The 21,101-nt window shown below is 61.4% G+C and carries 30 protein-coding genes; 5 read left to right on the forward strand and 25 right to left on the reverse strand.

Annotated features, from left to right (window positions below):
* Window positions 1-80: 80 nt before the first annotated feature.
* The 6 genes from ACFU5M_RS23945 to ACFU5M_RS23970 form a co-directional block, all read right to left on the reverse strand.
* Complete coding sequence (locus tag ACFU5M_RS23945) at window positions 81-1,370, reverse strand: tyrosine-type recombinase/integrase (protein ID WP_379052765.1); 1,290 nt, start codon at window positions 1,368-1,370, stop codon at window positions 81-83.
* A gap of 3 nt (window positions 1,371-1,373) precedes the next feature.
* Window positions 1,374-1,574 (reverse strand): helix-turn-helix transcriptional regulator, encoded by a 201-nt coding sequence (locus ACFU5M_RS23950; protein WP_379052766.1) that lies wholly within the window; start codon window positions 1,572-1,574, stop codon window positions 1,374-1,376.
* A gap of 119 nt (window positions 1,575-1,693) precedes the next feature.
* The gene (locus tag ACFU5M_RS23955) at window positions 1,694-3,115 is read right to left on the reverse strand and encodes a hypothetical protein (RefSeq protein ID WP_379052768.1); all 1,422 of its coding nucleotides are present in this window, start codon (window positions 3,113-3,115) and stop codon (window positions 1,694-1,696) included.
* A 9-nt stretch (window positions 3,116-3,124) separates the two neighbouring features.
* Complete coding sequence (locus ACFU5M_RS23960; RefSeq protein ID WP_379052769.1) at window positions 3,125-3,697, reverse strand: hypothetical protein; 573 nt, start codon at window positions 3,695-3,697, stop codon at window positions 3,125-3,127.
* 212 nt (window positions 3,698-3,909) lie between these two features.
* Entirely contained in the window at window positions 3,910-4,239 is a 330-nt protein-coding gene (locus tag ACFU5M_RS23965) for a hypothetical protein (protein WP_379052771.1), read from the reverse strand.
* Between the two features lie 14 nt (window positions 4,240-4,253).
* Window positions 4,254-4,574: a hypothetical protein gene (locus tag ACFU5M_RS23970; protein WP_379052772.1), complete on the reverse strand. Its 321-nt coding sequence runs from the start codon at window positions 4,572-4,574 to the stop codon at window positions 4,254-4,256.
* 266 nt (window positions 4,575-4,840) lie between these two features.
* Between ACFU5M_RS23970 and ACFU5M_RS23975 the strand changes: the two genes are divergently transcribed.
* The 4 genes from ACFU5M_RS23975 to ACFU5M_RS23990 all read left to right on the forward strand — a co-directional run bounded on the left by ACFU5M_RS23975 (window position 4,841) and on the right by ACFU5M_RS23990 (window position 7,235).
* Window positions 4,841-5,734 carry a helix-turn-helix domain-containing protein gene (locus ACFU5M_RS23975; protein ID WP_379052774.1) on the forward strand — a complete coding sequence of 298 codons (894 nt, stop codon included), beginning with the start codon at window positions 4,841-4,843 and terminating at the stop codon, window positions 5,732-5,734.
* Window positions 5,731-5,940 (forward strand): DUF397 domain-containing protein, encoded by a 210-nt coding sequence (locus tag ACFU5M_RS23980; protein ID WP_379052775.1) that lies wholly within the window; start codon window positions 5,731-5,733, stop codon window positions 5,938-5,940. The genes ACFU5M_RS23975 and ACFU5M_RS23980 overlap by 4 nt, the downstream gene beginning before the upstream one ends.
* Before the next feature lie 118 nt (window positions 5,941-6,058).
* Entirely contained in the window at window positions 6,059-6,262 is a 204-nt protein-coding gene (locus ACFU5M_RS23985) for a DUF397 domain-containing protein (RefSeq protein WP_379052777.1), read from the forward strand.
* 397 nt (window positions 6,263-6,659) lie between these two features.
* Window positions 6,660-7,235 (forward strand): DUF4352 domain-containing protein, encoded by a 576-nt coding sequence (locus tag ACFU5M_RS23990; RefSeq protein WP_379052778.1) that lies wholly within the window; start codon window positions 6,660-6,662, stop codon window positions 7,233-7,235.
* A gap of 72 nt (window positions 7,236-7,307) precedes the next feature.
* Here the strand turns inward: ACFU5M_RS23990 and ACFU5M_RS23995 are convergent, their stop codons facing one another.
* From ACFU5M_RS23995 to ACFU5M_RS24050, 12 genes are all read right to left on the reverse strand, one after another.
* Entirely contained in the window at window positions 7,308-8,363 is a 1,056-nt protein-coding gene (locus tag ACFU5M_RS23995; protein ID WP_379052780.1) for a hypothetical protein, read from the reverse strand.
* The gene (locus tag ACFU5M_RS24000) at window positions 8,354-8,857 is read right to left on the reverse strand and encodes a hypothetical protein (protein WP_379052781.1); all 504 of its coding nucleotides are present in this window, start codon (window positions 8,855-8,857) and stop codon (window positions 8,354-8,356) included. Before ACFU5M_RS24000 ends, ACFU5M_RS23995 begins: the two co-directional genes overlap by 10 nt.
* A gap of 2 nt (window positions 8,858-8,859) precedes the next feature.
* Window positions 8,860-9,594: a hypothetical protein gene (locus ACFU5M_RS24005; RefSeq protein ID WP_379052783.1), complete on the reverse strand. Its 735-nt coding sequence runs from the start codon at window positions 9,592-9,594 to the stop codon at window positions 8,860-8,862.
* Between the two features lie 11 nt (window positions 9,595-9,605).
* Window positions 9,606-9,854 carry a hypothetical protein gene (locus tag ACFU5M_RS24010; protein WP_379052784.1) on the reverse strand — a complete coding sequence of 83 codons (249 nt, stop codon included), beginning with the start codon at window positions 9,852-9,854 and terminating at the stop codon, window positions 9,606-9,608.
* Entirely contained in the window at window positions 9,854-10,213 is a 360-nt protein-coding gene (locus ACFU5M_RS24015; protein WP_379052786.1) for a hypothetical protein, read from the reverse strand. The genes ACFU5M_RS24010 and ACFU5M_RS24015 overlap by 1 nt, the downstream gene beginning before the upstream one ends.
* Before the next feature lie 18 nt (window positions 10,214-10,231).
* Window positions 10,232-11,044 carry a hypothetical protein gene (locus ACFU5M_RS24020; RefSeq protein ID WP_379052787.1) on the reverse strand — a complete coding sequence of 271 codons (813 nt, stop codon included), beginning with the start codon at window positions 11,042-11,044 and terminating at the stop codon, window positions 10,232-10,234.
* A 92-nt stretch (window positions 11,045-11,136) separates the two neighbouring features.
* On the reverse strand, window positions 11,137-11,481 hold the full coding sequence (locus tag ACFU5M_RS24025; protein WP_379052789.1) for a hypothetical protein: 345 nt from the start codon (window positions 11,479-11,481) through the stop codon (window positions 11,137-11,139).
* A gap of 6 nt (window positions 11,482-11,487) precedes the next feature.
* Window positions 11,488-11,799, reverse strand: coding sequence for a hypothetical protein (locus ACFU5M_RS24030; protein ID WP_379052791.1), 312 nt, complete (start codon window positions 11,797-11,799; stop codon window positions 11,488-11,490).
* Between the two features lie 21 nt (window positions 11,800-11,820).
* Window positions 11,821-13,065, reverse strand: coding sequence for a hypothetical protein (locus tag ACFU5M_RS24035; protein ID WP_379052793.1), 1,245 nt, complete (start codon window positions 13,063-13,065; stop codon window positions 11,821-11,823).
* Window positions 13,062-13,412, reverse strand: coding sequence for a hypothetical protein (locus ACFU5M_RS24040; RefSeq protein ID WP_379052794.1), 351 nt, complete (start codon window positions 13,410-13,412; stop codon window positions 13,062-13,064). Before ACFU5M_RS24040 ends, ACFU5M_RS24035 begins: the two co-directional genes overlap by 4 nt.
* Window positions 13,409-13,741 carry a hypothetical protein gene (locus ACFU5M_RS24045; protein WP_379052796.1) on the reverse strand — a complete coding sequence of 111 codons (333 nt, stop codon included), beginning with the start codon at window positions 13,739-13,741 and terminating at the stop codon, window positions 13,409-13,411. The genes ACFU5M_RS24040 and ACFU5M_RS24045 overlap by 4 nt, the downstream gene beginning before the upstream one ends.
* Before the next feature lies 1 nt (window position 13,742).
* Entirely contained in the window at window positions 13,743-14,297 is a 555-nt protein-coding gene (locus ACFU5M_RS24050) for a hypothetical protein (RefSeq protein ID WP_379052797.1), read from the reverse strand.
* Between the two features lie 194 nt (window positions 14,298-14,491).
* Between ACFU5M_RS24050 and ACFU5M_RS24055 the strand changes: the two genes are divergently transcribed.
* Complete coding sequence (locus ACFU5M_RS24055) at window positions 14,492-14,725, forward strand: hypothetical protein (RefSeq protein ID WP_379052798.1); 234 nt, start codon at window positions 14,492-14,494, stop codon at window positions 14,723-14,725.
* Here the strand turns inward: ACFU5M_RS24055 and ACFU5M_RS24060 are convergent.
* From ACFU5M_RS24060 to ACFU5M_RS24090, 7 genes are read right to left on the reverse strand one after another with little or no spacing between them, the layout of a single operon-like run.
* Window positions 14,722-15,021 carry a hypothetical protein gene (locus ACFU5M_RS24060; protein WP_379052800.1) on the reverse strand — a complete coding sequence of 100 codons (300 nt, stop codon included), beginning with the start codon at window positions 15,019-15,021 and terminating at the stop codon, window positions 14,722-14,724. The genes ACFU5M_RS24055 and ACFU5M_RS24060 overlap by 4 nt on opposite strands.
* A gap of 1 nt (window position 15,022) precedes the next feature.
* Window positions 15,023-15,424 carry a hypothetical protein gene (locus tag ACFU5M_RS24065; protein ID WP_379052801.1) on the reverse strand — a complete coding sequence of 134 codons (402 nt, stop codon included), beginning with the start codon at window positions 15,422-15,424 and terminating at the stop codon, window positions 15,023-15,025.
* 50 nt (window positions 15,425-15,474) lie between these two features.
* A complete protein-coding gene (locus ACFU5M_RS24070) occupies window positions 15,475-15,813 on the reverse strand; it encodes a hypothetical protein (RefSeq protein WP_379052802.1) in 339 nt (112 codons plus the stop codon).
* Between the two features lie 19 nt (window positions 15,814-15,832).
* A complete protein-coding gene (locus ACFU5M_RS24075) occupies window positions 15,833-16,888 on the reverse strand; it encodes an N-acetylmuramoyl-L-alanine amidase (RefSeq protein ID WP_379052803.1) in 1,056 nt (351 codons plus the stop codon).
* Window positions 16,888-17,580, reverse strand: coding sequence for a DUF2744 domain-containing protein (locus ACFU5M_RS24080; RefSeq protein ID WP_379052804.1), 693 nt, complete (start codon window positions 17,578-17,580; stop codon window positions 16,888-16,890). The genes ACFU5M_RS24075 and ACFU5M_RS24080 overlap by 1 nt, the downstream gene beginning before the upstream one ends.
* 11 nt (window positions 17,581-17,591) lie before the next feature.
* Entirely contained in the window at window positions 17,592-20,177 is a 2,586-nt protein-coding gene (locus ACFU5M_RS24085) for a hypothetical protein (RefSeq protein WP_379052805.1), read from the reverse strand.
* Complete coding sequence (locus tag ACFU5M_RS24090; protein ID WP_379052807.1) at window positions 20,174-21,100, reverse strand: hypothetical protein; 927 nt, start codon at window positions 21,098-21,100, stop codon at window positions 20,174-20,176. The genes ACFU5M_RS24085 and ACFU5M_RS24090 overlap by 4 nt, the downstream gene beginning before the upstream one ends.
* Window position 21,101: the final 1 nt, after the last annotated feature.

The raw sequence follows: 21,101 nt of genomic DNA on the forward strand, positions 1-21,101 counted from the left end.
CGTCGAGACTTCGCCATCTCTGCACGATTTAGACCCTAACTTGCAGCTCAGGAACCAACCCAACCAAACCCATCCGACCCTCATTCCAGTTTTGCTCCAAGATTGGTCGGCGCCAGCGACTCTAGAACATCCGCGTTGTCGACCGCGGGGTGCGTATACCCCGCCTCATCAATGTAGTGACGAGTAGCCACCGACGCCCCCTCCGAGTGCCCCAACTGAGCACTCGCGCGCGTCGGATCGCCGGTCTTCCCGGTCACATGCGTCGCCACAGTATCCCGGAGGTTGCCGAACTGAACCCAGTGCACTGACGTCCCCTTCCTGGCCTCCAGCAACGCCGTATCCGCGGTACTCAACCGCACCACACGCCCCTGCAATGAAAGGAACAACTCCCCGTCCGCTGGGGCATCGCCGACCTGCTGCTTCCAGTCCCGCAGCACACCCGTCAACCACTTCGGCAACATCACATAGAAGTCATTCGCCACCTTCCCCTTCTTCGCGGACTTGCGGTAAGGCTGACGCACATAGGAGCCCTTGCGGGCCACCATCGTGCCGCACACATGCAACGTCGCGTTCGCCAAAGATTCATCGTCCAAGCCCGCCACATCACACCAGCGCACCGCCAACGCCTCACCGGGACGCATCCCCGTGCCCAGCAGTAGCAGCACCAGCGGCAGCAGATACTTCGCGCGGCCCTGACGCGTCACCACCACCCGATACAGCTCGTCGCGCTCCTGCGCGGTCAATGCCCGCTGCTTACCGCCGCCGGACATCGGCCGCGGCACCGGAAGCATCGGGGAGTAGTCGAACAGGCCGGCGAGGGTGAGCATCTTGAACGTGCCGGACAGGACCGTGTAGTGGTGGCCCGCGATCCCCGGCCACTGCTCAGCCATGCCCTCCAGGTAGTCCGCGAGATACGCGGGTTTGCCCACCTCGCCGATGGACAGCCCGCCGAGTGTCTTGATCAGCTTGATAGCGTCGGCTTTCGCGTTCTGCCCATCCCCGACGTAGATCGCGCGATGGTAGGTCGTCAGCGACTGTTCGGTGATCTTCTCCGCTGCCGCTTTCTTCTCCTGCTGTGTGTAGTAGAGGTCGAATGCCTTCGACATCTTGTCCGACAGTTTCAGCGACTGGAGACCGCCGCCACCGTTGACGGTGCTGGCGCTTCCTTTGCGACGGTTGCGTTCGAACGCCTGCTCCCAGTCGGCCAGGCACTCTTTGCGGGTGCGTCCGCTACCGCTGCTGCGCACATAGGAGCCGTTGAACGCACGGTGGCGGATTCGGTCGAGCCGCCAGATCCCGTCCGCACCCTTGACGGGGTTGAGCTTGGTCGGAGGCGGTAACGCACCGGGCTCCAACGCTTCCTGCGCCATCGGCTACGCCGCCGCGTGCTGCTGTTGGGCTTGCCATTCGCGGACGTCTTCCAGCAGGTACCGGTACCGGTTGGCGACTTTGAAGCAACGCGGCCCTTTGGGTGGCTGCATCTGCGCCCAGTTCTCCAGAGTCTTGGGTGCGAAACCCGTGATGGCGGCGACTTCATGGCGGTTGAGCCACCGCTGTTGCGTTCCAATGGACATAGCCGATCCTTCTGTAGCGTTTCCTACACGCTACGTCGTATAGCACACACTTCGCAAGCGGTAATGCCAGCTCACGGACCCGGAGAAGAGTTCGTCACCGGTCCCGCGTAGGCCCCCGGTCACGCTCCGGAACCCCCGTATCCGTGGCCGCGCTGCACCCGCGGAGTGTCTTCATCCGGACGGTGCTGCACTGCGGCCGCCGGGGCCTGCGCCTGGCCCGCCTGCAAAAGCTTCGCCACCTCGGATGGAAGACGATCGGTATCCCGTTGGTGAGCCTCGCGCTGCACCTTGGCTTCCCGCTGCGCCTTCTCGGCTCCCGCAGCGTCCTTCCGCGCCTTCTCTTCCCGCTCAGTGGCTTCGGCAATCTGCTCGATTCCCTGAGACGTGGGATAGTCGCGGTCCTTCTGGATGATGTCCATTGCCAGAAGCCATTCCTTCGCTTCCTTCTCTGGCACATCCTTTGCGATGTCCTCGAAAAGGCCCCGCTCCATCTTCTGGACAGCGCCCAAAGCGTTCCCCAACGCAATATGCTGCTGCTTCAACTGATCCAAATCCAGAGTGACACCTTGCTCTCGGGCGTCTGCGATCTGCGCCACGACCTCCGCGGTCGCCTTCCCGAGTTCTTCGCGCTCCCGATCGATCAACTCGTGCGTGATCTTGTCGATCGCCGTGGCGCGGTCAAGATGCTTGTCTTCGGCTATCTGCCCCAAGAACTGCTCAACCTCGCGCGACTCATGGAACCGCAACCCGAGCGCTTGACGGTCCCGGTCCGCCTGCTCCAGGTCGAACTTCGCCTGGACCACGTCCATGTCACGCAACGCCTCATGCATGAACCGCAACTGATCGATACCGATCGGCTGCCCCAGCACCTGACCCTTCTCGATGTCGAGCAAGTAGTCCTTCGCGAGCTGTTCCACACTCAGCGGGTCGACCTCCCGCGCCGGGATTCGCTCCAAGTTGTTTTGGAGCTTCTGCTGCTGCTCCTTCGCCACAGCTCGCGTGCCGGCCTCCAGGATCCGGCCGAACACTTTCTCGTTCGCCTTCATGACAATGAAGCGATCCGGAAAGTCTTTCTTCAGCTGCGCCATCAGTGCTTTCGCTTGCGGCGAGATGCGGTCTTCGCGAGCCTCGCGTGTGAAATACCGGACCACCTCGCCATCACGCAGTTTCTGCGCGTAGGCGGCCAGTTGACGGAGGTCTCGGTCCTTGCCGAACTGGCCTGCCTTCGCCTCAATGTTCTGCGCGACGCCGTCGATGGCCTTTTCCTCAGCAAGGTAGCGGTCTACACGTATCTTGTTGCCTTGCTCATCTTTGTAAGGGACTTCGGCTTCAAACCCCTTCTGCGGGAGCCCGAACACTACATCCAAGCCGCGTTCAACCGCCCGGCCATGCAGGTACAAGGTTCGGAAGTACGCAGACACCTCACGCCACTGATCAGGCGTCCGAGGGATCTCCCCGCGCGCGATCTTCCCCTCCACATACCGCAGATACTGCTCACGCTCGGACGACCCCAGATCATCCGGCTTATCTACATCCCCCATGACATCCTTCTACATGTCAGGCTCTTGAGCTTGACTCAAGAGCTGGTCCAACTTCCTCTGCTGCCACACGGCGCCTTCCAGACGACCCGCCGCGACCCACTCGACGTAGTCCTCCACTGCATTGCCGTACACCCAGGCGATTTCACCGTCGGGGTGCACAGTCAGCTTCTTCGTCGACTTCCGAAATGCGCCGTACAACTGACTACGCGGATCGAGGTAGAGGGCGCGAAAGGAGAACGCCAGTACCGGCCACATCGGATCGCCTGGACCGTTGGACGGGACGTTGCGCCACTCGGCTTCCACGGTGCGGCAATACACCTCGCCGAGGTAGCGCCGGTAGCGGTCAACCGTCTCCCGGTTGGCGGGGTCCTTCAAAGCCTCCAGCGCATCCCCGAAACGGGCACGAAGGTTCGCGCCCAACAGTCGCAGCCCTTCCCGCGTCCACGGATCCGCCAAAGCGCCGATCTCGGGTGCATTCTCGGCAAAAAATGTGGCGAGCGCGGCGTCACCACCTGCCAGCCATTCCAGGAACTCAGGTGCGTGCTGATTGCGTTCGTGCTCACGCAGCTCGGCTTTGCTCATCTTGCGGATGCTGCCCATCGTGGGTGCCCTTTCTCTGGTGACATGTCGCTCCCAGACTCGCAGAATCTGCTGTTCAGCAACTCTGGAAGCCGGTCGTGTCGCCAAGAATTTGCGGAGGTCCCCGGAGTGTCGGCAAGGGTTGTGGACCGGCGCCGCACCCCAGGGGCCTCCTCTTAACCCGCCTCGGGAACCAGCCCTCAAGGCGGGAAGCTCTATGACGCCTGCACGGACCGCAACGGCGTTGCTCGGCTCGGCTGCGGATGGCGGCGGTATACAACACGGGATTCCGCGTCGATGACATCGCAAACGTCCAGCGCTTCATCGAGTCGGATATGTCCGACATGGGGGACGATGACGACTTGGATGGTCTCGCGGCGAATGTAGTTCATCATCAGCTGGAAGGCGTTCTCGCTTCCTGGCCGGAGCACGAAGGTTTCCCAGACGGCCCAGTTGCGTTCGAACGCGAGGTTGTGGGCGGCTTCGGTCAACGCGCCAACAGTGTTGCCGCTTGCTCCTTTCGCGCCCGCGTCGACGAAGATCACCGCGTCTGTCTCGATCATCGCGCGCCCGCCGGGATGCGTCGGCTGTAGGAGGCCAGCGGGTACAGGGTGATCAGGTCGCACAGCCGCAGCACGGGGGCGACATCACGGCCTGGCAGGTGCTTCAATGTCGGGATCAGCATGCATGCGGTGTCATGCAACTCGACCCAATACAGAGCGGATCGCAGCGATTCGGAGTTGGTGTTGGGCACGGCGAGGATACGATCGAACTCCAGGTGGTGAGTCTTTGCCGTGTCTCTCGCTAGCGCGCCGAGTTCCACCTCAGCCCTGCCGCTCAACCCTTCTACCAGGTAGAGCACCGCTTTTCGCGTCGCCATGTCCGGTCTCCCTTCGTTGAGGGGCACTAGATGGCGGGGCCGGGAGTTGAACGGCCAGACGCTGCCGCCCCCTTGATGTCTCGCGGCTAGCCAGGCCCACGAGGAGGGGCGAGGCTGCGTGGCCATCTAGTGCCACTTCCTAGTAGACACGGACGGGGGGGCTCGTGGAATACTCCAATCAGATGTTTTCCACGAAACAGGCGTGTCTTCCAAATGACGAGCACAGAACCATTCCAAAAATGCACACACGCTAAAGGGGCGAGGGGATGACCACCACCACAGGATCGACCGTGCCACGGCGCATGCTCGGACGATTACTGAAGCAGTACCGCATCGCGGCCGACGTCAGCCAAGCCAAGGCCGCCCGCGAGCTTCAGGTTGGGGCGCAGACGATCTGGCGCATGGAGACCGGGCAGAACGTCATCTTGAAGAAGGTGTACATCGACGCCCTCTGCAAGCTCTACCGACTCACCGACGAGCAAGCCAAACGTGTCCGCCAACTACACCAGGAAGCCGAGGACGCCAGCGCTATCACCTGGTGGCATCAGTACGACGAGCAGATCCCGCCGCACTTCGACCTCTACATGGGGCTCGAAGACGCGGCCGAGTCGTTCAGGGCGTATCACCCGTCGCTACTGCCAGGACTACTGCAAACCCCTGAGTATCGGCGCCAAATCATCTGGACCGAGTTTCCGGCCATGGCAACGGCGGAAGTTGAGCGACGAATCGAGTTGCACACCAAACGAGTCGAACGTTTGACAAGCACGAAGCATCCGATTCGTCTCAGCGTCTTGCTCGATGAGGCGGTACTGCGTCGCGCGGCGGGGCCAGCTGAAGTCATGTCCGATCAGATGCTGCACCTCGTCAAGACCGATCACCTTCCGAACGTCACAATCCGGGTCGTGCCCTTCAGTGTCGGCATGCACGTGGGCACGATCACCGGACCGTTCATTCTGCTCGACTTCCCGCCGCACCCGACGACGGAGTTGACCGAGCCATCTACGGTGTACATCCAGGGGTTCACCGGAGCCGCCTACCTCGATACGGCGGAGAAGGTTGCCCCATACCGCACCGCGTACGCTGAGATCCAGCGTGCGGCGCTGGATGAGAAGGCTAGCCACCAGCTCATCCACCAAATAGCAGAGGAGTTGACCCGGTGAGTATCGACCTGTCGGGGGCGAAGTGGTTCAAGAGCAGCCACAGCTCAGGCAGCCAAGAGTGTGTAGAAGTCGCCTGGCTGGATGGCGGCCACGTCGGCGTGCGGGATAGCAAGAACCCCGCTGGTCCGGCGCTGGTGTTCGACCCGAGCGCGTGGGATGGGTTCGCCACCGACATTGCTGGCGGCGAGTTCACCCAAGTGGCCTAGGAGCCCCGAACAATGGGTGCCCTCGCGAATCTGCGGGGGCACCTTGTATTTCCACGATCTGTCACCCTGCCGCCGTAAACTGGGGAATCAACATCGTTGCGAGTGCGGAGGGTTCTCGATGAGCGTTGATCTCAGCGGCGCCGAATGGTTCAAGAGCAGTTACAGCCAGGACGCCACCGCCTGTCTAGAAGTAGCGTTCCTGGATAGTGGTTACGTCGGCGTGCGTGACTCCAAGAACCTCGCTGGTCCTGCGCTCGTCTTTAACGCCGCCGCCTGGGACGCCTTCACCGCGACCATCGGCCGCCGCAGCATCCACCTGTAGGGACAGCAACGATGCCCCCGCAACACTGCGGGGGCATCGTCATGTCGAGGCGGGCGCGAAACAGACCTTGCGGGACGTGATCTATACCCTTCCGGCCGTCATGCCACACCGATACGATCTGAGAGCTTCGTAACGGCGTCCCGGCTGAAGCGATTGATCAATCAACTACAACCACCGCAGGGGGTCACCCGTGTCCCAACCGCCGCCGCCATACCCCGGACCCAATACCGGCCCCGGCTACCCAACGCAAGGAACGCCGCCGCCGGGGTATCAGCAGCAGCCAGGGTTTCAGCAACCGGGCTTCCCTCCCCCGCCCGGATTCCCGCCCCCACCCGGATACGGGCCGCCCCAACCGCCCAAAAAGTCAGCCGTCTGGCCGTGGATTCTCATCGGCGGCATGATTCTGCTCTGCGGAGGCTGCTTCGGCATCGCCGGAATCGCAGCCAACGACTCTACAACCGCAGGCGCCGACAAAACGTCCACCACCCGGCCTGCCGCGCCAGAACCTCCCGCCGCCGCACCGCCAGCGCCCGCCGGCGAACCGCAGCCGCCGAAGCCGGCCGATCCCCCGAAATCTGACATCGCTCCCGCCGGATCCCCAGTCCGGGACGGCAAATTCGAGTTCGTCGTCACCCGCGTCGACCCGCCAGTCAAGACTGTCGGTGACAACCAGTTCCTGAGCGAGACCGCGCAAGGGCAGTACATCCTTGTGCACGTGAACGTCAGCAACATCGGCGACGCCCCCCGCGGCTACTTTGGCAGCAACCAAACTCTGTACGACGATCAGGGCCGCAAGTTCACCAACGATTCAATGGCCGAGATCAACGTGAACGATCACATGTCCGTTGACATCAATCCCGGCAACAAGGTATCCGTGACGCTCGTCTTCGATGTACCACCGGGAGCCGTGCCCGCGACGTTGGAGCTGCACGACAGCATGTTCTCGCGCGGCGCGAAAGTGGCACTGCGGTAGTTCGCCTAGCCCTGAAACGCCGAAAGACGGCCCCCGACCTCAAGAGAAGGTCGGGGGCCGTCTTTGTCGGCGTTACGTGATCTGTAGCAGGGCTGTGCTGGCGGGAACCGTGCCGGCGCTTGTGCCGGTCGAGTTCATCTGAATCTTGTAGACCTCTCCGTCGACCACTGCGGCGGCCGCTTCGCAGAGGCACGAACCGGCGTTCGCCGTGACCCCCGCACCTGTCGCGATGACTGCGCTATCGCTGACGCGCACGATACGAATAGTGTGGGTGCGGGTGAAGGATCCGCCGGTGAACGGGACCTTGGCGTAAAAATTCGCCTCCGCCTTGTTCCCGCGAACCGTCACCCCATTGCTGGCGATCACGGAACCGGGACACCCCGCATGGGCTACCACACCAGACAGGTCAACCCATGTCGCCGAAGTAGGCCATGTTTGAGTTGATCCGTTCTTCTGTAGCCCGGATTCGATGAATGCACCCGTCGCACGGTCGGGCAGGTCCCAGGCTTCGAAGTCTTCGAAGGCGGGGCCGTAGTACTTCGTGCCTCCGGAGTTCGCTGAAATCGCATAGAATCCGAACCGCTGCGACGCCTGCGGCACCAGAGCATAGCCGGTATCAATGTAGGCTGTGAGATTCAGCCGCTTACCAGCATGCAACCGGTAGGCCACGTATTCGTTGCCGTACACTTCGAATCCGTACCGATCGCCGACTTCGCACAGCGTCCGGTCATACGACGTGCGGTTGGTTGGAACAACTCCATCGAAGTTGGAGATACCTGCGTGGGAGGCGTCTACGATGTTCAGGTTCATCGTTTTTGAACCGTCATTCGTCATGCGGCAGATCAGACCCGACTGGGCTACTGCATTGGCAGCCTCGATAGGCGTGAATTCCACGCGGTGGTTGTAACCTGGGAACAGAATTTTGGGTGCTGTTTTTCCGAGGACCGTGCCAGCGCCTGGATCTGGGGCTTTGCACGCGTTGCTCAACACTCTGGGCTGAATGTTGAGATATGTACCGCCAGTGTAGTAGTCGTATACCGTCAGATCCAATGGGCCGTCGGCTCGATTGAAATCATCAGACCAATACGACGGGTCTCTAGGACTCCTCAACAGGTGCATCAGTTCCACGTCCCGAACAAATATGCTCGCAACCCTTTGCCTGGGCTAGTTCCTACCGCAGTGCAGGCCAGATTGATACGGTCGCCGACCGCGAACGACTGGCTCGGGTTGGCTGTACGGGCCGTTTCCGTGCTGGTGCCGTCGACCTGGTTCGCCGCCGACACGGTCACATTGGAGCTGGCAACTTGAGAACCATTCCGTGTGACTTCTGCCGACGTGTTGCCGCTGCCGTCTGCCGTTTCGAACTGGTACACCACTTTGGTCAAGGTGAACGCTCGGCCGACATACTGGCCGACAGTCCAATCCTCGGTAGTCGACCGGACGGTACCTGGGCTGATCGCCACGAAAACGAAGTCGCAAGGAACTGTATTCGCGGCGGGTGTGCGAGCGTCTGTGAAGCGCGCGTCGTTGGTATTCGCCTTCGCCGCCAAGGCTGTGCGAATAGAGTTGAACTCGGTGGCAATCCGTCCGGCAAGTAGACTAACTTGCGATGCGAGGGACATGGTTACACCAGTCCGGCCTCGAACACCGCGACGAAGTCAGTGGTGGGGCTGCCGATCTCCGTAGTCGAGTACACGTCGATGTTCGTGCGGGCGTTTCCCTTCTGGGTTCCGTTCAGGCCCTGTGCAGCTGTGTCGACCCGCACGCGGTTGGCAAGATCCCCGCTGACAGTCGTGGCGAAGTTCGCGTCATCACCCAACGCCGCAGCCAACTCGTTGAGCGTGTCCAACGTGCCGGGCGCCGAATCGACGATCAGCGCGGCGACGGCAGTCGACAGATTCTGATAGGTGATCTTCTTGAGGACATTCGACGCTTCACTGTCGATCAGGGGAATGGCGTCCGCGTTGACCGGCGTCGCCTTCGTCGAGACGCCATGAATGGACGAACCTACGTTGCCGGCGTCCGTCACGTCAGCGGCGGTTTCGATGCCGTCGAGCTTCGACTTCATCGTGGGCGTCATGACACCCGCATTGGTTCCGTCGACTGCCGGGATGGTGGCGTCTGTGCCGGTGTCGGACGTGATGACCGTTTGCGTGGACGAGAGGGTCGCGGCCAGGTTGGTTGCGCCGCCTCCGCCGACTTCGGATTGGACTTCGTTGATCGCGGCGACAAGATTCGACTTGTCGGTCGTGGTCAGACTGGCGAGGTTGCCGGTCTTGGTCGCGACCTCGCTGCGGACGGCTTTGATCTCGGTGCCGATACGGGTGGCGAGGTCAGAGACCTGGGTTACCAGGGACATGCGTTATTCCTTCAGGCAAGGCCGTTTTCAAACAGCAAAGAGAGGGTGACGGGCGGTTCCAGGTCTTCGAGAACCTGCGCAGTCGCGTCGTCGGCAATTTGATTCATGTCGGCGGGGTCGATTTCCCCCGGAGGTCCAGGCGGTCCAGGAGTCGCTACAACGACCACGCGGCTGCCGTCGGACGGGTTGATCGTCGCCGACTGCCCCGGTTGCGTAACCGTCGCCGTCGGCGCCGATACCCGGATAGTGACAGAGGCCATCAGGTGACCGCCTGTCCGTCGAACCGTTGAATTTTGCCGTTGACTACAACGATTTCGGTGGTCGGCGAGCCCGGATACGACAGGATGAACGCGTACAACGTGCCATTGTTCAGCTCGTCCGCGACCTCCGATTCGATCCGGACGACGGCGTTGCTGCCCGTGATGTCCGCCGGGAACCGTTGCGGGGTGGAGGTGCGCAAATCCAGGTAGCCGGTCACGCCCGCGTCGTAGTCGAGCAGTGTCGGGTTCTCGGGATCCGCACTATTCGGGTCGACGTTTTCAAAATTTATGACCAAGTCGCCATGCCACGACACCGGCAGCGCGTGCACCGGGGGCGGGTTGAAAAGTGGAGTCGTCAAATCCCCTCCTAAGGGGAATTAGGCGGCGTCGTAATAGAGGTGGGTGTTCGTTGAACCGGACTGCACCGTTCCGCTGGCGCCGAATGGGCACGAATACTGCAACGAGATCGTGTCGCCCGATACCAAACTTGTGGAGATCGGTGAGAACGTCACCGTTGTGCCGTTGAACGGGATAGTCGTCGAAGCGATCTGCGTGCCGTTCTTCAGAACGCGCAACGTCAGCGCAGTTGAATTGCTCCACGCACCAGTCAGCGTGACCTTGCAATGCACAATCACATTCGACGGGCCGTCCGACACCAGCGCATTGCTGGTGATGACCGTGCCCGGATATCCCGAGCGCGCCGCCCAGCCAGTGACCAGTGCGGTCGTATTGCTGGTCACCGCGAACGTGCCGCTCTTATCCATGCCCATCGGCGAGAACGACGGCGCAGCCACAAAACTCAACGTGCCTGTGCCCGTGAGAGTCAGAGCGGGGGCGGGTGCCGCTGCCATCGCCAAAGCGCCAGAGCCAGGCAAGGCGAGCGGCGATGCAGGTGCGGCGGGCAAGCTGAGAGTTCCCGCGCCCACCAGATCGTCGGTGACAGTCGGGGCCGTAGTGAACGCCACAGTGCCCGTGCCGGCCGCGCGAAGTTCGGTGTCGTAGCCGAACATGAGGAACGCTTCAGACGACAGATTCAAAGACGTGTTCGCAGTGGTCGCGGCGAACGCCACAGCACCTTCGCCTGTTACGGGCAGGCCGGCATTCGCAGCTGAGGTGAAACCCAGCGCGCCGGCGCCGGTCAACACCAGGTGCCTGTGTGGCGGTGGGGTGTAGGACAAGCTGTCGGGCACGCGGGCGGTGGTGCCTTGCGGAAGTGAGGCGGTGGCGCGTGATGCGCCCGGAAGCGATGCCCGCGACCAAGGGCGGCGAGGCAGCCCCATGGTCAGCTCTGCGTGTAGCTGGGGGTGACGTTGATGCTGCCCGGACCGCCGAGAGTGACCGACGGGCTCAAAGCGTTGCCGCCGATGAACGTGCCGCCTGAGCTTGCGGTCCACAGTCCACCGTGAGTGTAGGTGCCTGCTGGTGCGGGAACGGACACCAGTGCCGCGGTCAGCACGCCCGTGGTTCCGGAAACCCACGTTGCTTGCACCCGCGCATAGGGGGCACCGGTTGCTTCGTTGGCGCCGGTAGTTCCAGGGTCGGCGGTGTGCAGGGAAACCCACGGCCCGGTAGCGATGCCTTTGACGCCGTCTGCGGCGGCCTGCTTTGTTGCGTTAGGTAAAGCCATTGTGCACTATCCTTCGCGGGCTACTGAGCCCTGATACCAGCAAAAGTCTTTGCCGTCCGAGTAATGGACGTAGAGCCGGAAACGGGCCGGGATAGAAATGGTGTCCGCGAGCGCGTAGGACACATTCCAACTAATCGAATACGGTGTGACAGTCGCGGCCCATGTGCCGATGACGTCTCCGGCCATGTCGTAGAAGATGATTTCCGCGCTGGTGCCGGTGGGGATTTCTTCACCAGCCATCGGATATATGTCGTGGACGAAATCTTGACCGGCCACCAAGACGAGTGTTTCGACGAGCGGCTTAGCCCCGATGGTCATGGGGAACCCCCTGGTTGGGCGTTAGACGCCGGAGTAGATGCGGACGTCGTTCCAGCTGTTCGAGTTGCTTGATGAGGCGCGTTCGACTCGGAGGCCCGCGTACGTATTCGAGGCGGGAACGACGGCGTGAACGTTTCCGGCGTACAGGAACGGGGTGCCGTTCTTTTCGAGCCAGGCAATGCCGTCGTGAACGGAGAACGCGAGGACATCGCCGCTGGAGACAGTGACACCGCTGGTCACGGAATCGAAGTCCGAGAATGTGGGCGGGTTGCTCGACAACGCTGTTGAGAAGCGGCTGAGGTAGACTTTGTTGCTGAAGATGTTCGCGGACAGTCCTTGTGTTCCTGCCGCGTTGGAGCAGAGCACCAAACCTGAGTCGGCGTTTCCGTTGGGGCCGAGGTTGCCGCCGACGGTCGCTTCTATCCGCACTTTGCCGGATGTGACTGCGGTATCGCGGATCAGACCGCGAGAGCCATCAGTTGTGCCTGTAGTCGACCACGAGTTGCTTTGAATGGCGGCGTCGGTCCCGATTTGTGTCCACCCGTTACCGGCCGCGCCATCGGTTCGGTTGAAGTCGTCGTAGAAGAGTGAACTCCACACCGTTTTCGGTGGCAGGGAACTGGTGCGGTCGTAGTGGTCGATCCAGCGAATCCACGCATCACATAAGGCGCCGTTGAGGAACCGCACACACCTGCGGCCAGGCCCGAGCTTGAAGGCGGGGCTTATCATTTTGCTGCCGACGTAGATGTTGTTGAGCCAAACTTGGACCCATTCGTCGTTTTCGATCCAGAGCTTTAGGGTGATGCTGTTGCCGAAATAGCCGACCGGGCTGGACCATTGGAAGGGGGTGCCGGTGACGGTCATGACGTTTTCGAATTCGACGTACTGGATGACGTCGCCGCCGATGGCGGGGGCGTGCATCAGTCGGATGCCGACGCAGTTGAGGAAGGTGCCACCGATTTTCGACCATGAGTCTGTGAAGTAGACCGCGAGTGATTGCGCGGCCAGGCCCTCGACGGGGAACCACACCTCGTATTCGAGGCCCCAGTTCGGTGTGAATGGCTGGAACTCGTAGCTTTCGCCGCCGCCGTTGACGGTGCCGAAGTTTTGTGGGATGTGCAGTTCGTGCGAGCTGTTGATGTCGGCGACCGTGCCGTCGCCGAGGTGTACCCATGGCCGCTTCACGGGGTTTTCGATGGCGCGGTCGAAACTGTCGTACCATCCGGCCCAAGCCAGCGGCAGATTACGTCGGATCAGAAAGCTCATGGGTTCACGGGGTCAGTGAAAGCTCCATTCACCGTCCCGCCCTGCGTGGCACAGAAGTTGCGCATGCCCGCGATGACATTTCGCATCCGGTTGTATTTGACCCCGACCGGTGAGGGGTCCGCTGGATCTGTGTAGGTGTACTTCCACGTCGCCTTGTTCGCATCCATTACCGCGATAGCGGCATCGAGGATCGGCAGCGCGTCCTCTGCGGCGGCCATGTCGAACATTCCGTCCAGCGTTGTTACGCCGAAAGCAGCGCGGTACAGGTTGCCGTTGTACGGCTCCCGAACGGCGACGATCTGAACGTAGGTGCCTGTGCTGGAGACTTGCTCGAAAATCTGCGTCACTGTATTACCACCTCTTGTTCGACGGCGCCGGAGATGGTGCCGCCGTTGTGCGCCAGGAATGTGCGAATGCCGATGAGGGCTTTCCTGTTGCCGCGCAAACCGATAGGGTCATCCGCCGCGACAAGGGGTCGCAGCGATTCGGGATCGTCGTTGAAGCGCGCAATGGCGGCGTCGAGGACGGGGATGGCGTGGTCGGCGGGTGTCATGTCGAACAAGTCGTCAAGTGAATCGACATCAAATGCGGCGCACCACAAAGCGGTCCGGTTCGGTTGGATAATCGGCGTAGACACATAGGTGCCGCCCGCGGCAATGCATTCGAAGACTTTCATTTCACCCTCCAGCGGGGATGAACACACCCGCAACCGCTATCTGCAATACTTGAGGCGCAATCGACCCAGTCACCGATGTGACGGAGTAGTAGAACCGCTCTTTATCTAGGACTGGTTCTGACAGCAGCGGGACGTTCCGGCGCGTCTCATTGGCGCCCATAACCGTTGATGTGACCGTGGTCCATGCGGTGCCGGTGGCGTTCCATTTCCGCGTCTCCACGGTCATTCCGTTCGGTTGGCTCAGCAACGCGATATGAATGTCGGTGAGGATCGCTTCCTGGTCGTCCGGCACATTCAAAACCGGGCCGAGCAGAAGCTCATTGACACCCAACACCACACCGGCGGACGCGACGACGCACTCGATGATCCAAAAGGACGCGTTCTCGTACGCTTTGTCGGCGAGGTCTTCAGCGTTAGCGGCAGCATTCGCTGCTGCCTGCGCTGTCGTCACCGCCGAATCGGCTGAGCCCTGCGCTTCCAGCGCTAAGGCATAGTTGCCGTCGATCCGTTGGACGACATTCGTGGTGTGCGTGTTCTGCGCGGAGTCGTACGACACCCGCACGCCCTGCGTCAGTGCGGCCTGGGTATCCTCTGCGGTCGCATTCTGAAGCGAAGCGAAAGTGCCCGGTACCTGTGAACCGTTAGGTACCGGTTGATTAGGGGCAGTCAAAGGAACACCCCCTTGAAGCGTTATAGATTCTTGCCGGAAAGCCGCAATCAGGCGCCAGCGGTGCACGTACGATGGAGGTCATGGCTCAAGACGCCGACGACCCTCCCGACGCTGATGAAGTGATGATTTGGAACCGGTTGAGCGGCCGAAGTGTCGGTTTCACGCTCCCCCGCCAATACGACGAGTTGATCGAGTGGCTTGAACGCCACCACGATCGGCGGACTTCACCTAGGGATTTTGCCCGTGCGCAGGGATGGTTTCCCCCATCGAAGCCATCCCGGCTGAGCGTGTTCCTCGCGAAACTGCGCGGTTAGACCCACAGTTCAGGCGGGTTCGGGATGTCCGTGTCGCCCAAGCGGTTCAGGCGTTGGATCACCATCGCGTCCCACCGCTGATGCTCATATAGTGCGGCCTTGAACTGGCGCAGTTCGTTCTTGGCTTCAGTCAGGTCCGTCTGCATGGCCTCGACCTGCTTGATCGACACCTCACTCAGGACAGAAGTGGCGTCGATCTTGACCTTCCGGCGCCCCATCACGCCTGTAATGACTGCTGTGGCCGCGCTGGACCCAGTCAGCAACACCAGCATTTCGAACAGCTGTTGTGCGTTCATTTCACCGCCTCGGTAGCTTTCGGATCACGCGGCGAAGTTCCTTCCACCGGAACGCGAAAGCCACCACCACGGCGAACGTGATCGACGCGGGCAATACCGCGTTCAAGCCACCGAAAATCAGCTGGGCGATCCCGTACAGCACCAGCGACATGCCCGCCGTCACCAACCCGACGGACTCGATGAACAGGCCATTGACCATGTTCTTGATCAAGACACCCCACAAGGCGGCAGCCGCCCCCAAGGTCATCAATCCCAGCCACGCCACATGCAGCCACGACGGCATCAATGCGGCGATGGACCCTGGAATGGCCCGCGTTGCAAGCTGTGTGATCCCACTGACGATGAGCAGGAGCAGAAACACCAGCTCGAACGGCTCACGTCTGTGAAGTAGAAATTTCTCCATGTCACGACCTCCCCAAGGGCCGACCCGTGACGTGGTCGGCCCCGACGAGATCAGTCGACTGGAGTCTTAGCCGCAGCGACACCGAGGCCGAGCAGCGACACAACCAGGGTGGTCAGGGTCGCGGCCTGGTTCTCCGCCACGACCCCGTAGTAGACCAGCACGGCCTGTGCGGGGATCAGCAGGCCGTACAGCCACGTCCGCCATGTCGCGGTGCTGTTCGCGCCGGCCAGGCCGAAGCCCAGGGCAGCCGCGATCGCAGCCACCCACACGGCAGCGGATTCGCCACTGAGCACACCGAACGCGACGAGCGCGGTCTGCAACGGCACCAGTGCGGCATAGACGCGGCCACGTACTGCGGCGGTGACGTCGCGAAGAGAATCAAAGGTCATAGGAGACTCCTATTAGGGGTTAGCCCTGTGCGTCCGGCACAGGCGTGTCGGCGCCGTCTACGGTCAGGAAGCCGAGAGTGGACTTCGGCGTGAAGTAGATGACTCCGTTGTCGAAGGTCTGGTAAGCGCCAGTGTCGAAGGGGATCTCGTTCGAGGTGGGCCAGCCGTAGGGGCTGTTTTCGTAGCCGGAGCGGTTCCAGCGGTTGCGGATCTCGCCGTGTACCCAGTAGCCGGGTTGTCCGTAGCGTCGGTAGATGGCGCCGTTCTCGAAGCCCTGCACATCGCCGATGCCGTTCAGCACGGTGTGGTCGCCGATGGGGTAGCCGAGCGGGCCTGCCTCCCAGCCGAGTTCCGCCCAGGTCTCGAACACGTTCCGCGGGATGGCGTGCGCACCGGTGCGGGGATGCCAGTAGATGTAGCCGTGTTCGAATTCGGCGAACCGGCCTTCGCCGTCGGGAGTGGCGATTTCGCCGTCAGTCAGCCGCTTGCCGATCCATCCGGCCGCGCGCTCCGCTTCGGCGTCGATCATGTTCACTACCGGGGCGGCGGGTGCGCCGCCGTCGTACTCGCGCACGTAGTCCGCGAACACGTCCCACGGGAAGTTCCAGCCGACGTCGGTGTGGTCGCCGATGCCGAGGCATTGGGTGACGTACTTGTGGTCGGAGATGCCTTCGCCCCGGTAGTAGTCCGGGACGATCACGTCAGTGCTGAACCCGTACTTGTGCGCGTCCTGCACGGCGCGGTAGGCGGCGATCCGGAGATCGGCGTCTCGCTCCAGCCATTGCGCGCGGCTGAACGACGCGCGGGAGCCGGCGAAGCACAGGTTGATGGTGTATCCGTTCGCGTCGAGCACGGACCAGCTCGCGTAGTCGGTGTCGACGACGTCGACGAGGACGCCGTCCCGCAGCGTGTAGTGGTAGCTGACGCCGTTGGCTGAGTTGTTCAGGTACGACGCGAGCCCTTCGGCGGTGCCGTTACCTTCCTGCGTATGGAGCAGGAAATTTGTGACGCGGGAACCCCACCGGTTGGAGCGCGAACTGCCCAACCGGTTGAGTTCTGTGTATTGAGGGGCCATCAGACGCCCACCTCCGGAAACTTGTCGAGAATGGTCTTGCGGGGCCTGCGGGAGAGGTGGCGCTCTACCATGAGCACCCGCTCGCGCTCCGCGTCGTCGACGGCCTCCAGGTACTCCAAGACTTCGTCCACGGTGTGCAAGCACGGGTTGTAACCCGGATCCCGGACAGGCTCATTGGTCACGTACGCACCGTCACGTGACACCGGACCCGTCTTCGGGCCGCGCCCTTCGCCGGTGATTCCGTCAACGATCTGCGTGTTGCTGGGCGCATCTTCGGGACCGAACCCGAGGGCTTCCGCAAGTTGTCGCCTGGTGTCCTGCGGCAGGCTCGCGACGAACTCCTTGATGTCGAACTGCGACCGGTCAGGGGCGTCGATCGGCTCCCACACGCCAGGACTCGTCAACCAATGCGGGTCCGTGTTGCGCGGGCGCTGGTACTTGATCTTCCGCTCCGCGGGGATCGACGAACCCGGCGGGCGCGCGCCGCAATCCCACTGCCGGCGAGACACCTCTTTCAGGTACTCGACCGGGAAAGGCAATGGTGCGCCCTTCATTCCGGGGAGCCCGGAATACATGTAGAGGAACGCTTCCTCGGGACAGTTGGGGTTGCAGTTCTCGAAGGTCGGGAAGTCGCCCGGCTTCAGCCAAGGCGACTGGTCCACTTCCTTCACACGAGCCGACTTCTTCGACATGTTGCTCCTGGTTATCGGCCATGAACGGCCAACTGCTGCACCAGCGACCCGAGTTCGGCGACCATCGCCAGCGCCCTCTGACCGCGGTCCTTGTTCTTCTCTTTCTCGCCGATCACCGGAACCCATTCAGGTGGGGACTCGCGGTCCCAGGCGAGAGTGAGTTCGCGGACTCGGTCGACGTAGATGGTGTGGTCGTCGACGTACAGCACAGTGGGGCCGTTGCCGACCACCTGCGTTCCGATGACCTGTGCGCCGATACGGTCGCCGATGAAGAAGTGACCCTTGCCGTTGTCGCCGATGAACCACGGTGCGCCGTCACGGATGTTGATCTCATGGGAGAACCAAGACCGCGTTTCATGCAGCGATTTCCGGATGGAGAGCAGCATTTCTAGCGTGTATGCGCGGTCTGATCCGGAGGCTAGGACTTCGAACGGAGTCCCCCACCCGCCGTTGGCTTTTCGGCTCGCAGATTCGATATTGGCCCAGGCGGCGATGGTGTCCCAGTAGAAAACCTGGGCGACCGCATCGACGGCACCCCCGATAGGGGGGATCACTATTGCAGCGGCCAGCAGATCGCCGGCTGTATTATGCGAAAAAATTTTCTCGGCAGAGTAATTGACCCAGCCGGGCACCCGCATGTCATAGAATTCTTGGACACCGAGCGATTCGACCGAAACGAGGGGAGAGTAAGAAACCGCGTCTCCGTCCGCAATCCCAATCCACGCTTCATCTGGAATATCCTCAGAAGGCTGCTCGACTCTCGATTCACTCGACGTGAGGTCCGCTGTCGCGACCTCGACTCCTATAGCCGTGTCTCCAGCCTCGGTCCAGCCGTCACGCGTCAGCCAACGATGCTTCGCCGTTGCGGAAAGAGAGCATCCGTTTTCGAGGGTGTACCTGAAAAGCTCTGCACGGCCCTTCTTGAACGCGAACTGTGCCGTGGCCGCGACCCGCTGACCTGACGGCGTCAGCGACCAGATCCGGAACGGCCCGCCGCGCTCGGCGAGCACGTCGATACGCTCTCCGCCGTCCGGTCCGTCGATGACGGTATCCCCCGACACGCATTGGATCGCTGCTGATATCAACTCATTCACGAACGGGAATGAGTGACCTCCGGCTACGATTTGTCGCGCAGTCGAAGGCGTGAAGGTGAATTTGCTGGATTCGATTCCAGTCTCTTCACCTTCAAGGTAGATCACGTAAGGGCAGGTTTTATCCGTCAAACGGAGACCAGGCACCTTGTACGAATCCGGGATCGTCGGAGAAACGACGTCTTCTTCGAACGCGTCAACGAAATCTTCAGCGAACTGCGCGAACGTGCGGCGCAGACCAAGGAATGGGTCACCACCATTCGACGTGTCAGTCCAGTAGCCCGATTTGTCGACGATATCGACGACGAGGCAGCCCGTGCGGAGAGTTTGTCCTTCGATCGGCTGTTCGTCCTCGGAGGCGATAAACCGCCGCACTTGAATGCTGAGTTGGGCGTCTTCCAGAATGTCTTTCGACATGTCGACCCAGCGTTTGAACCGCGAGTTCGGGACCGACCAGATCGTGCCCGCGTTCATGTCGTCGAGGAAGGTGGTGGGTTTGACCGCCACCGGCCAGTTCGACATGAGGGTCGCCGGTGCTGAACTCTGGTCTTGCGGGTCGTCGGGGAGCGCGAAGTTGTTCGTGGCGTTCTCGCGCATCAAGTTCAGGAATAGCGCGGTTTTCAAAGCCCAAATCGACGGGCCAGCGCAGTTGTGAACTGTGATCCCGTTGGCGACGAATCGGTGTGCGTCGAGGACTTCAATATCGAAGACCTCTTCCTCGCCATGTGGTTCGAACGATGCAACCGTGTCGGTGCCGCCATAGTCGGTGACCACGAGTTCACCGACGCCGATGTCCTGCGCTTCTTTGAACCCGGTGGGCGTCAGAACGCGATGGTCTGCGGTGAGGACGATCTCTTTGCCGAGGGCTGTGGTGAGCTTGTAGACGGCTTTTATACCGTTGCTCCACGCTCCCGAAGCCGACTCATATGTATGGCCGTCGACGACCACTCGGCACGGCTTGCCGACGAGGTCCCGAATAGGTTTCTCGCCGTCCGTCGTCAGAATCCGAGTATCCCCAGAAAGGCAGAAAAAGACGCGGGGAAATTGCACAAAAGCTGGCAGAAACGGGTTACACCACGCGAGATAAAACTCCAGCATGGAAAGGTCGTGCAGCCAGCGCACAACCAATACCCAGGTGCCGTCTTCTCTTTTCTCTACAGTGTGGTCGTGGAGCCTGCCGGACCAGCGTGCACCGTCTTTATCGACGGTGATGAAGACATGCAGTTTCTCGCCGCGAGCGACACGGGGCGCGACCTGCCAAATCCACTTCGCGAGCGGGTCGTCGATCGGGATTTCCGTGATCCCCGGACCGACCTCGTTATCCAGCCAAGTGAATGACGCCGAATATTCGGTGTCGAGGGTGCCGACCAGATCCCAATCACCGTTCCAAATGCGGACCTTCGGTGGAACGAGTCGAGCCCGGCGGTCTCCTTCCTCGGCCGCGAGGGTGGCTTCCCAGATGGCTTTACACTGGTCTTCGAGGGAGAGTTCGAGCAGTTCTGTCATCGGTTCTCCCACGCGTGACCCCAGCGCCGCTGGCAGTACACATCAACCCGTCCGCCGCCAACCGGAGCGTTCTCAACCTTCACAGGCAGATTGGTTTCCGGTGTTTTCGGCGGAATGACATGCTCGAACGATATTCCGTTCATGCGGGCCGCCAAATTTGTTCCAGCGAAATCCCTGACCTGCAATTTGTCGCGGTACAGAGTGATTCGCGCTCCGCCCTCGACATCGCCGAGTAGCGGGAGGGTGATCTTCCGGTTCGGGTACTTTCCACCCGGCACCCGCTGGTGCTTTTTCCCGGTCCATGAGAAGTCGGGAAGTGTCCACAGGCCGCGTGTCACGACCCATTGCAGCCGCATAGGCTGATCGCAAGGGTTCGAGATTGTCACGAACCCTTCGCTGGTTCCAGCCGACCCGGTTTCGAAGTAGTCGAACGGCGTGTTCTCCCATTTGTCTTCGAAGAAGAACGGCTGATCCGCGACAACCGCCATCGGCACCTTGGAAGACCGGGTGATATGTCCGTCGTGTTTCGACTCGAAATCGACGGTGTCGTCCTTCGCCAGCCACAGGCTGCGCGTTCCCGACATCGGCGTGGTGATCGACATCTTCGTGAGCGTCGAATTGGGATCCCACGGGTCGGCTTCGTGATCCCACATCGCATTCCAGCGGTCTTGGAGATCCTGCCACTCCTCTGGGGAATCGCCCTTGATATCCACACCGAAAGTAATGCGGCGCTCTTTATACGTTTTGCCCAGATACGTCGAACCCCGCTGGAATGCAGACGATTTACGCCGCGTCTGGACAGGTGCGTCGTAGATTCCCTTAATGTCGGTGGACAGAAAGAGTTTCGACGACGCACCTGCACCGTTGATGACGGCGTGTCCGTCATTCACTCCGAAGATTTCGACGCGGGCAGATTCCCGCATC

The organism is Nocardia sp. NPDC057455, from assembly GCF_042802775.1.
Lineage (GTDB): Bacteria > Actinomycetota > Actinomycetes > Mycobacteriales > Mycobacteriaceae > Nocardia.

Excerpts from the sequence above, each read along its gene's own strand:
- ACFU5M_RS24000 (WP_379052781.1), bottom strand. The coding sequence starts at position 8,857 with ATGTCCCTCGCATCGCAAGTTAGTCTACTTGCCGGACGGATTGCCACC.
- ACFU5M_RS23955 (WP_379052768.1), bottom strand. The coding sequence starts at position 3,115 with ATGGGGGATGTAGATAAGCCGGATGATCTGGGGTCGTCCGAGCGTGAG.
- ACFU5M_RS24005 (WP_379052783.1), bottom strand. The coding sequence starts at position 9,594 with ATGTCCCTGGTAACCCAGGTCTCTGACCTCGCCACCCGTATCGGCACC.
- ACFU5M_RS24055 (WP_379052798.1), top strand. The coding sequence starts at position 14,492 with ATGGCTCAAGACGCCGACGACCCTCCCGACGCTGATGAAGTGATGATT.
- ACFU5M_RS24025 (WP_379052789.1), bottom strand. The coding sequence starts at position 11,481 with ATGGCTTTACCTAACGCAACAAAGCAGGCCGCCGCAGACGGCGTCAAA.
- ACFU5M_RS24070 (WP_379052802.1), bottom strand. The coding sequence starts at position 15,813 with ATGACCTTTGATTCTCTTCGCGACGTCACCGCCGCAGTACGTGGCCGC.
- ACFU5M_RS23990 (WP_379052778.1), top strand. The coding sequence starts at position 6,660 with ATGATTCTGCTCTGCGGAGGCTGCTTCGGCATCGCCGGAATCGCAGCC.
- ACFU5M_RS24065 (WP_379052801.1), bottom strand. The coding sequence starts at position 15,424 with ATGGAGAAATTTCTACTTCACAGACGTGAGCCGTTCGAGCTGGTGTTT.
- ACFU5M_RS23950 (WP_379052766.1), bottom strand. The coding sequence starts at position 1,574 with ATGTCCATTGGAACGCAACAGCGGTGGCTCAACCGCCATGAAGTCGCC.
- ACFU5M_RS24010 (WP_379052784.1), bottom strand. The coding sequence starts at position 9,854 with ATGGCCTCTGTCACTATCCGGGTATCGGCGCCGACGGCGACGGTTACG.
- ACFU5M_RS23970 (WP_379052772.1), bottom strand. The coding sequence starts at position 4,574 with ATGGCGACGCGAAAAGCGGTGCTCTACCTGGTAGAAGGGTTGAGCGGC.
- ACFU5M_RS24075 (WP_379052803.1), bottom strand. The coding sequence starts at position 16,888 with ATGGCCCCTCAATACACAGAACTCAACCGGTTGGGCAGTTCGCGCTCC.
- ACFU5M_RS23945 (WP_379052765.1), bottom strand. The coding sequence starts at position 1,370 with ATGGCGCAGGAAGCGTTGGAGCCCGGTGCGTTACCGCCTCCGACCAAG.
- ACFU5M_RS24045 (WP_379052796.1), bottom strand. The coding sequence starts at position 13,741 with ATGAAAGTCTTCGAATGCATTGCCGCGGGCGGCACCTATGTGTCTACG.
- ACFU5M_RS24030 (WP_379052791.1), bottom strand. The coding sequence starts at position 11,799 with ATGACCATCGGGGCTAAGCCGCTCGTCGAAACACTCGTCTTGGTGGCC.
- ACFU5M_RS24035 (WP_379052793.1), bottom strand. The coding sequence starts at position 13,065 with ATGAGCTTTCTGATCCGACGTAATCTGCCGCTGGCTTGGGCCGGATGG.
- ACFU5M_RS23960 (WP_379052769.1), bottom strand. The coding sequence starts at position 3,697 with ATGAGCAAAGCCGAGCTGCGTGAGCACGAACGCAATCAGCACGCACCT.
- ACFU5M_RS24090 (WP_379052807.1), bottom strand. The coding sequence starts at position 21,100 with ATGCGGGAATCTGCCCGCGTCGAAATCTTCGGAGTGAATGACGGACAC.
- ACFU5M_RS23985 (WP_379052777.1), top strand. The coding sequence starts at position 6,059 with ATGAGCGTTGATCTCAGCGGCGCCGAATGGTTCAAGAGCAGTTACAGC.
- ACFU5M_RS23975 (WP_379052774.1), top strand. The coding sequence starts at position 4,841 with ATGACCACCACCACAGGATCGACCGTGCCACGGCGCATGCTCGGACGA.
- ACFU5M_RS24085 (WP_379052805.1), bottom strand. The coding sequence starts at position 20,177 with ATGACAGAACTGCTCGAACTCTCCCTCGAAGACCAGTGTAAAGCCATC.
- ACFU5M_RS24080 (WP_379052804.1), bottom strand. The coding sequence starts at position 17,580 with ATGTCGAAGAAGTCGGCTCGTGTGAAGGAAGTGGACCAGTCGCCTTGG.
- ACFU5M_RS24060 (WP_379052800.1), bottom strand. The coding sequence starts at position 15,021 with ATGAACGCACAACAGCTGTTCGAAATGCTGGTGTTGCTGACTGGGTCC.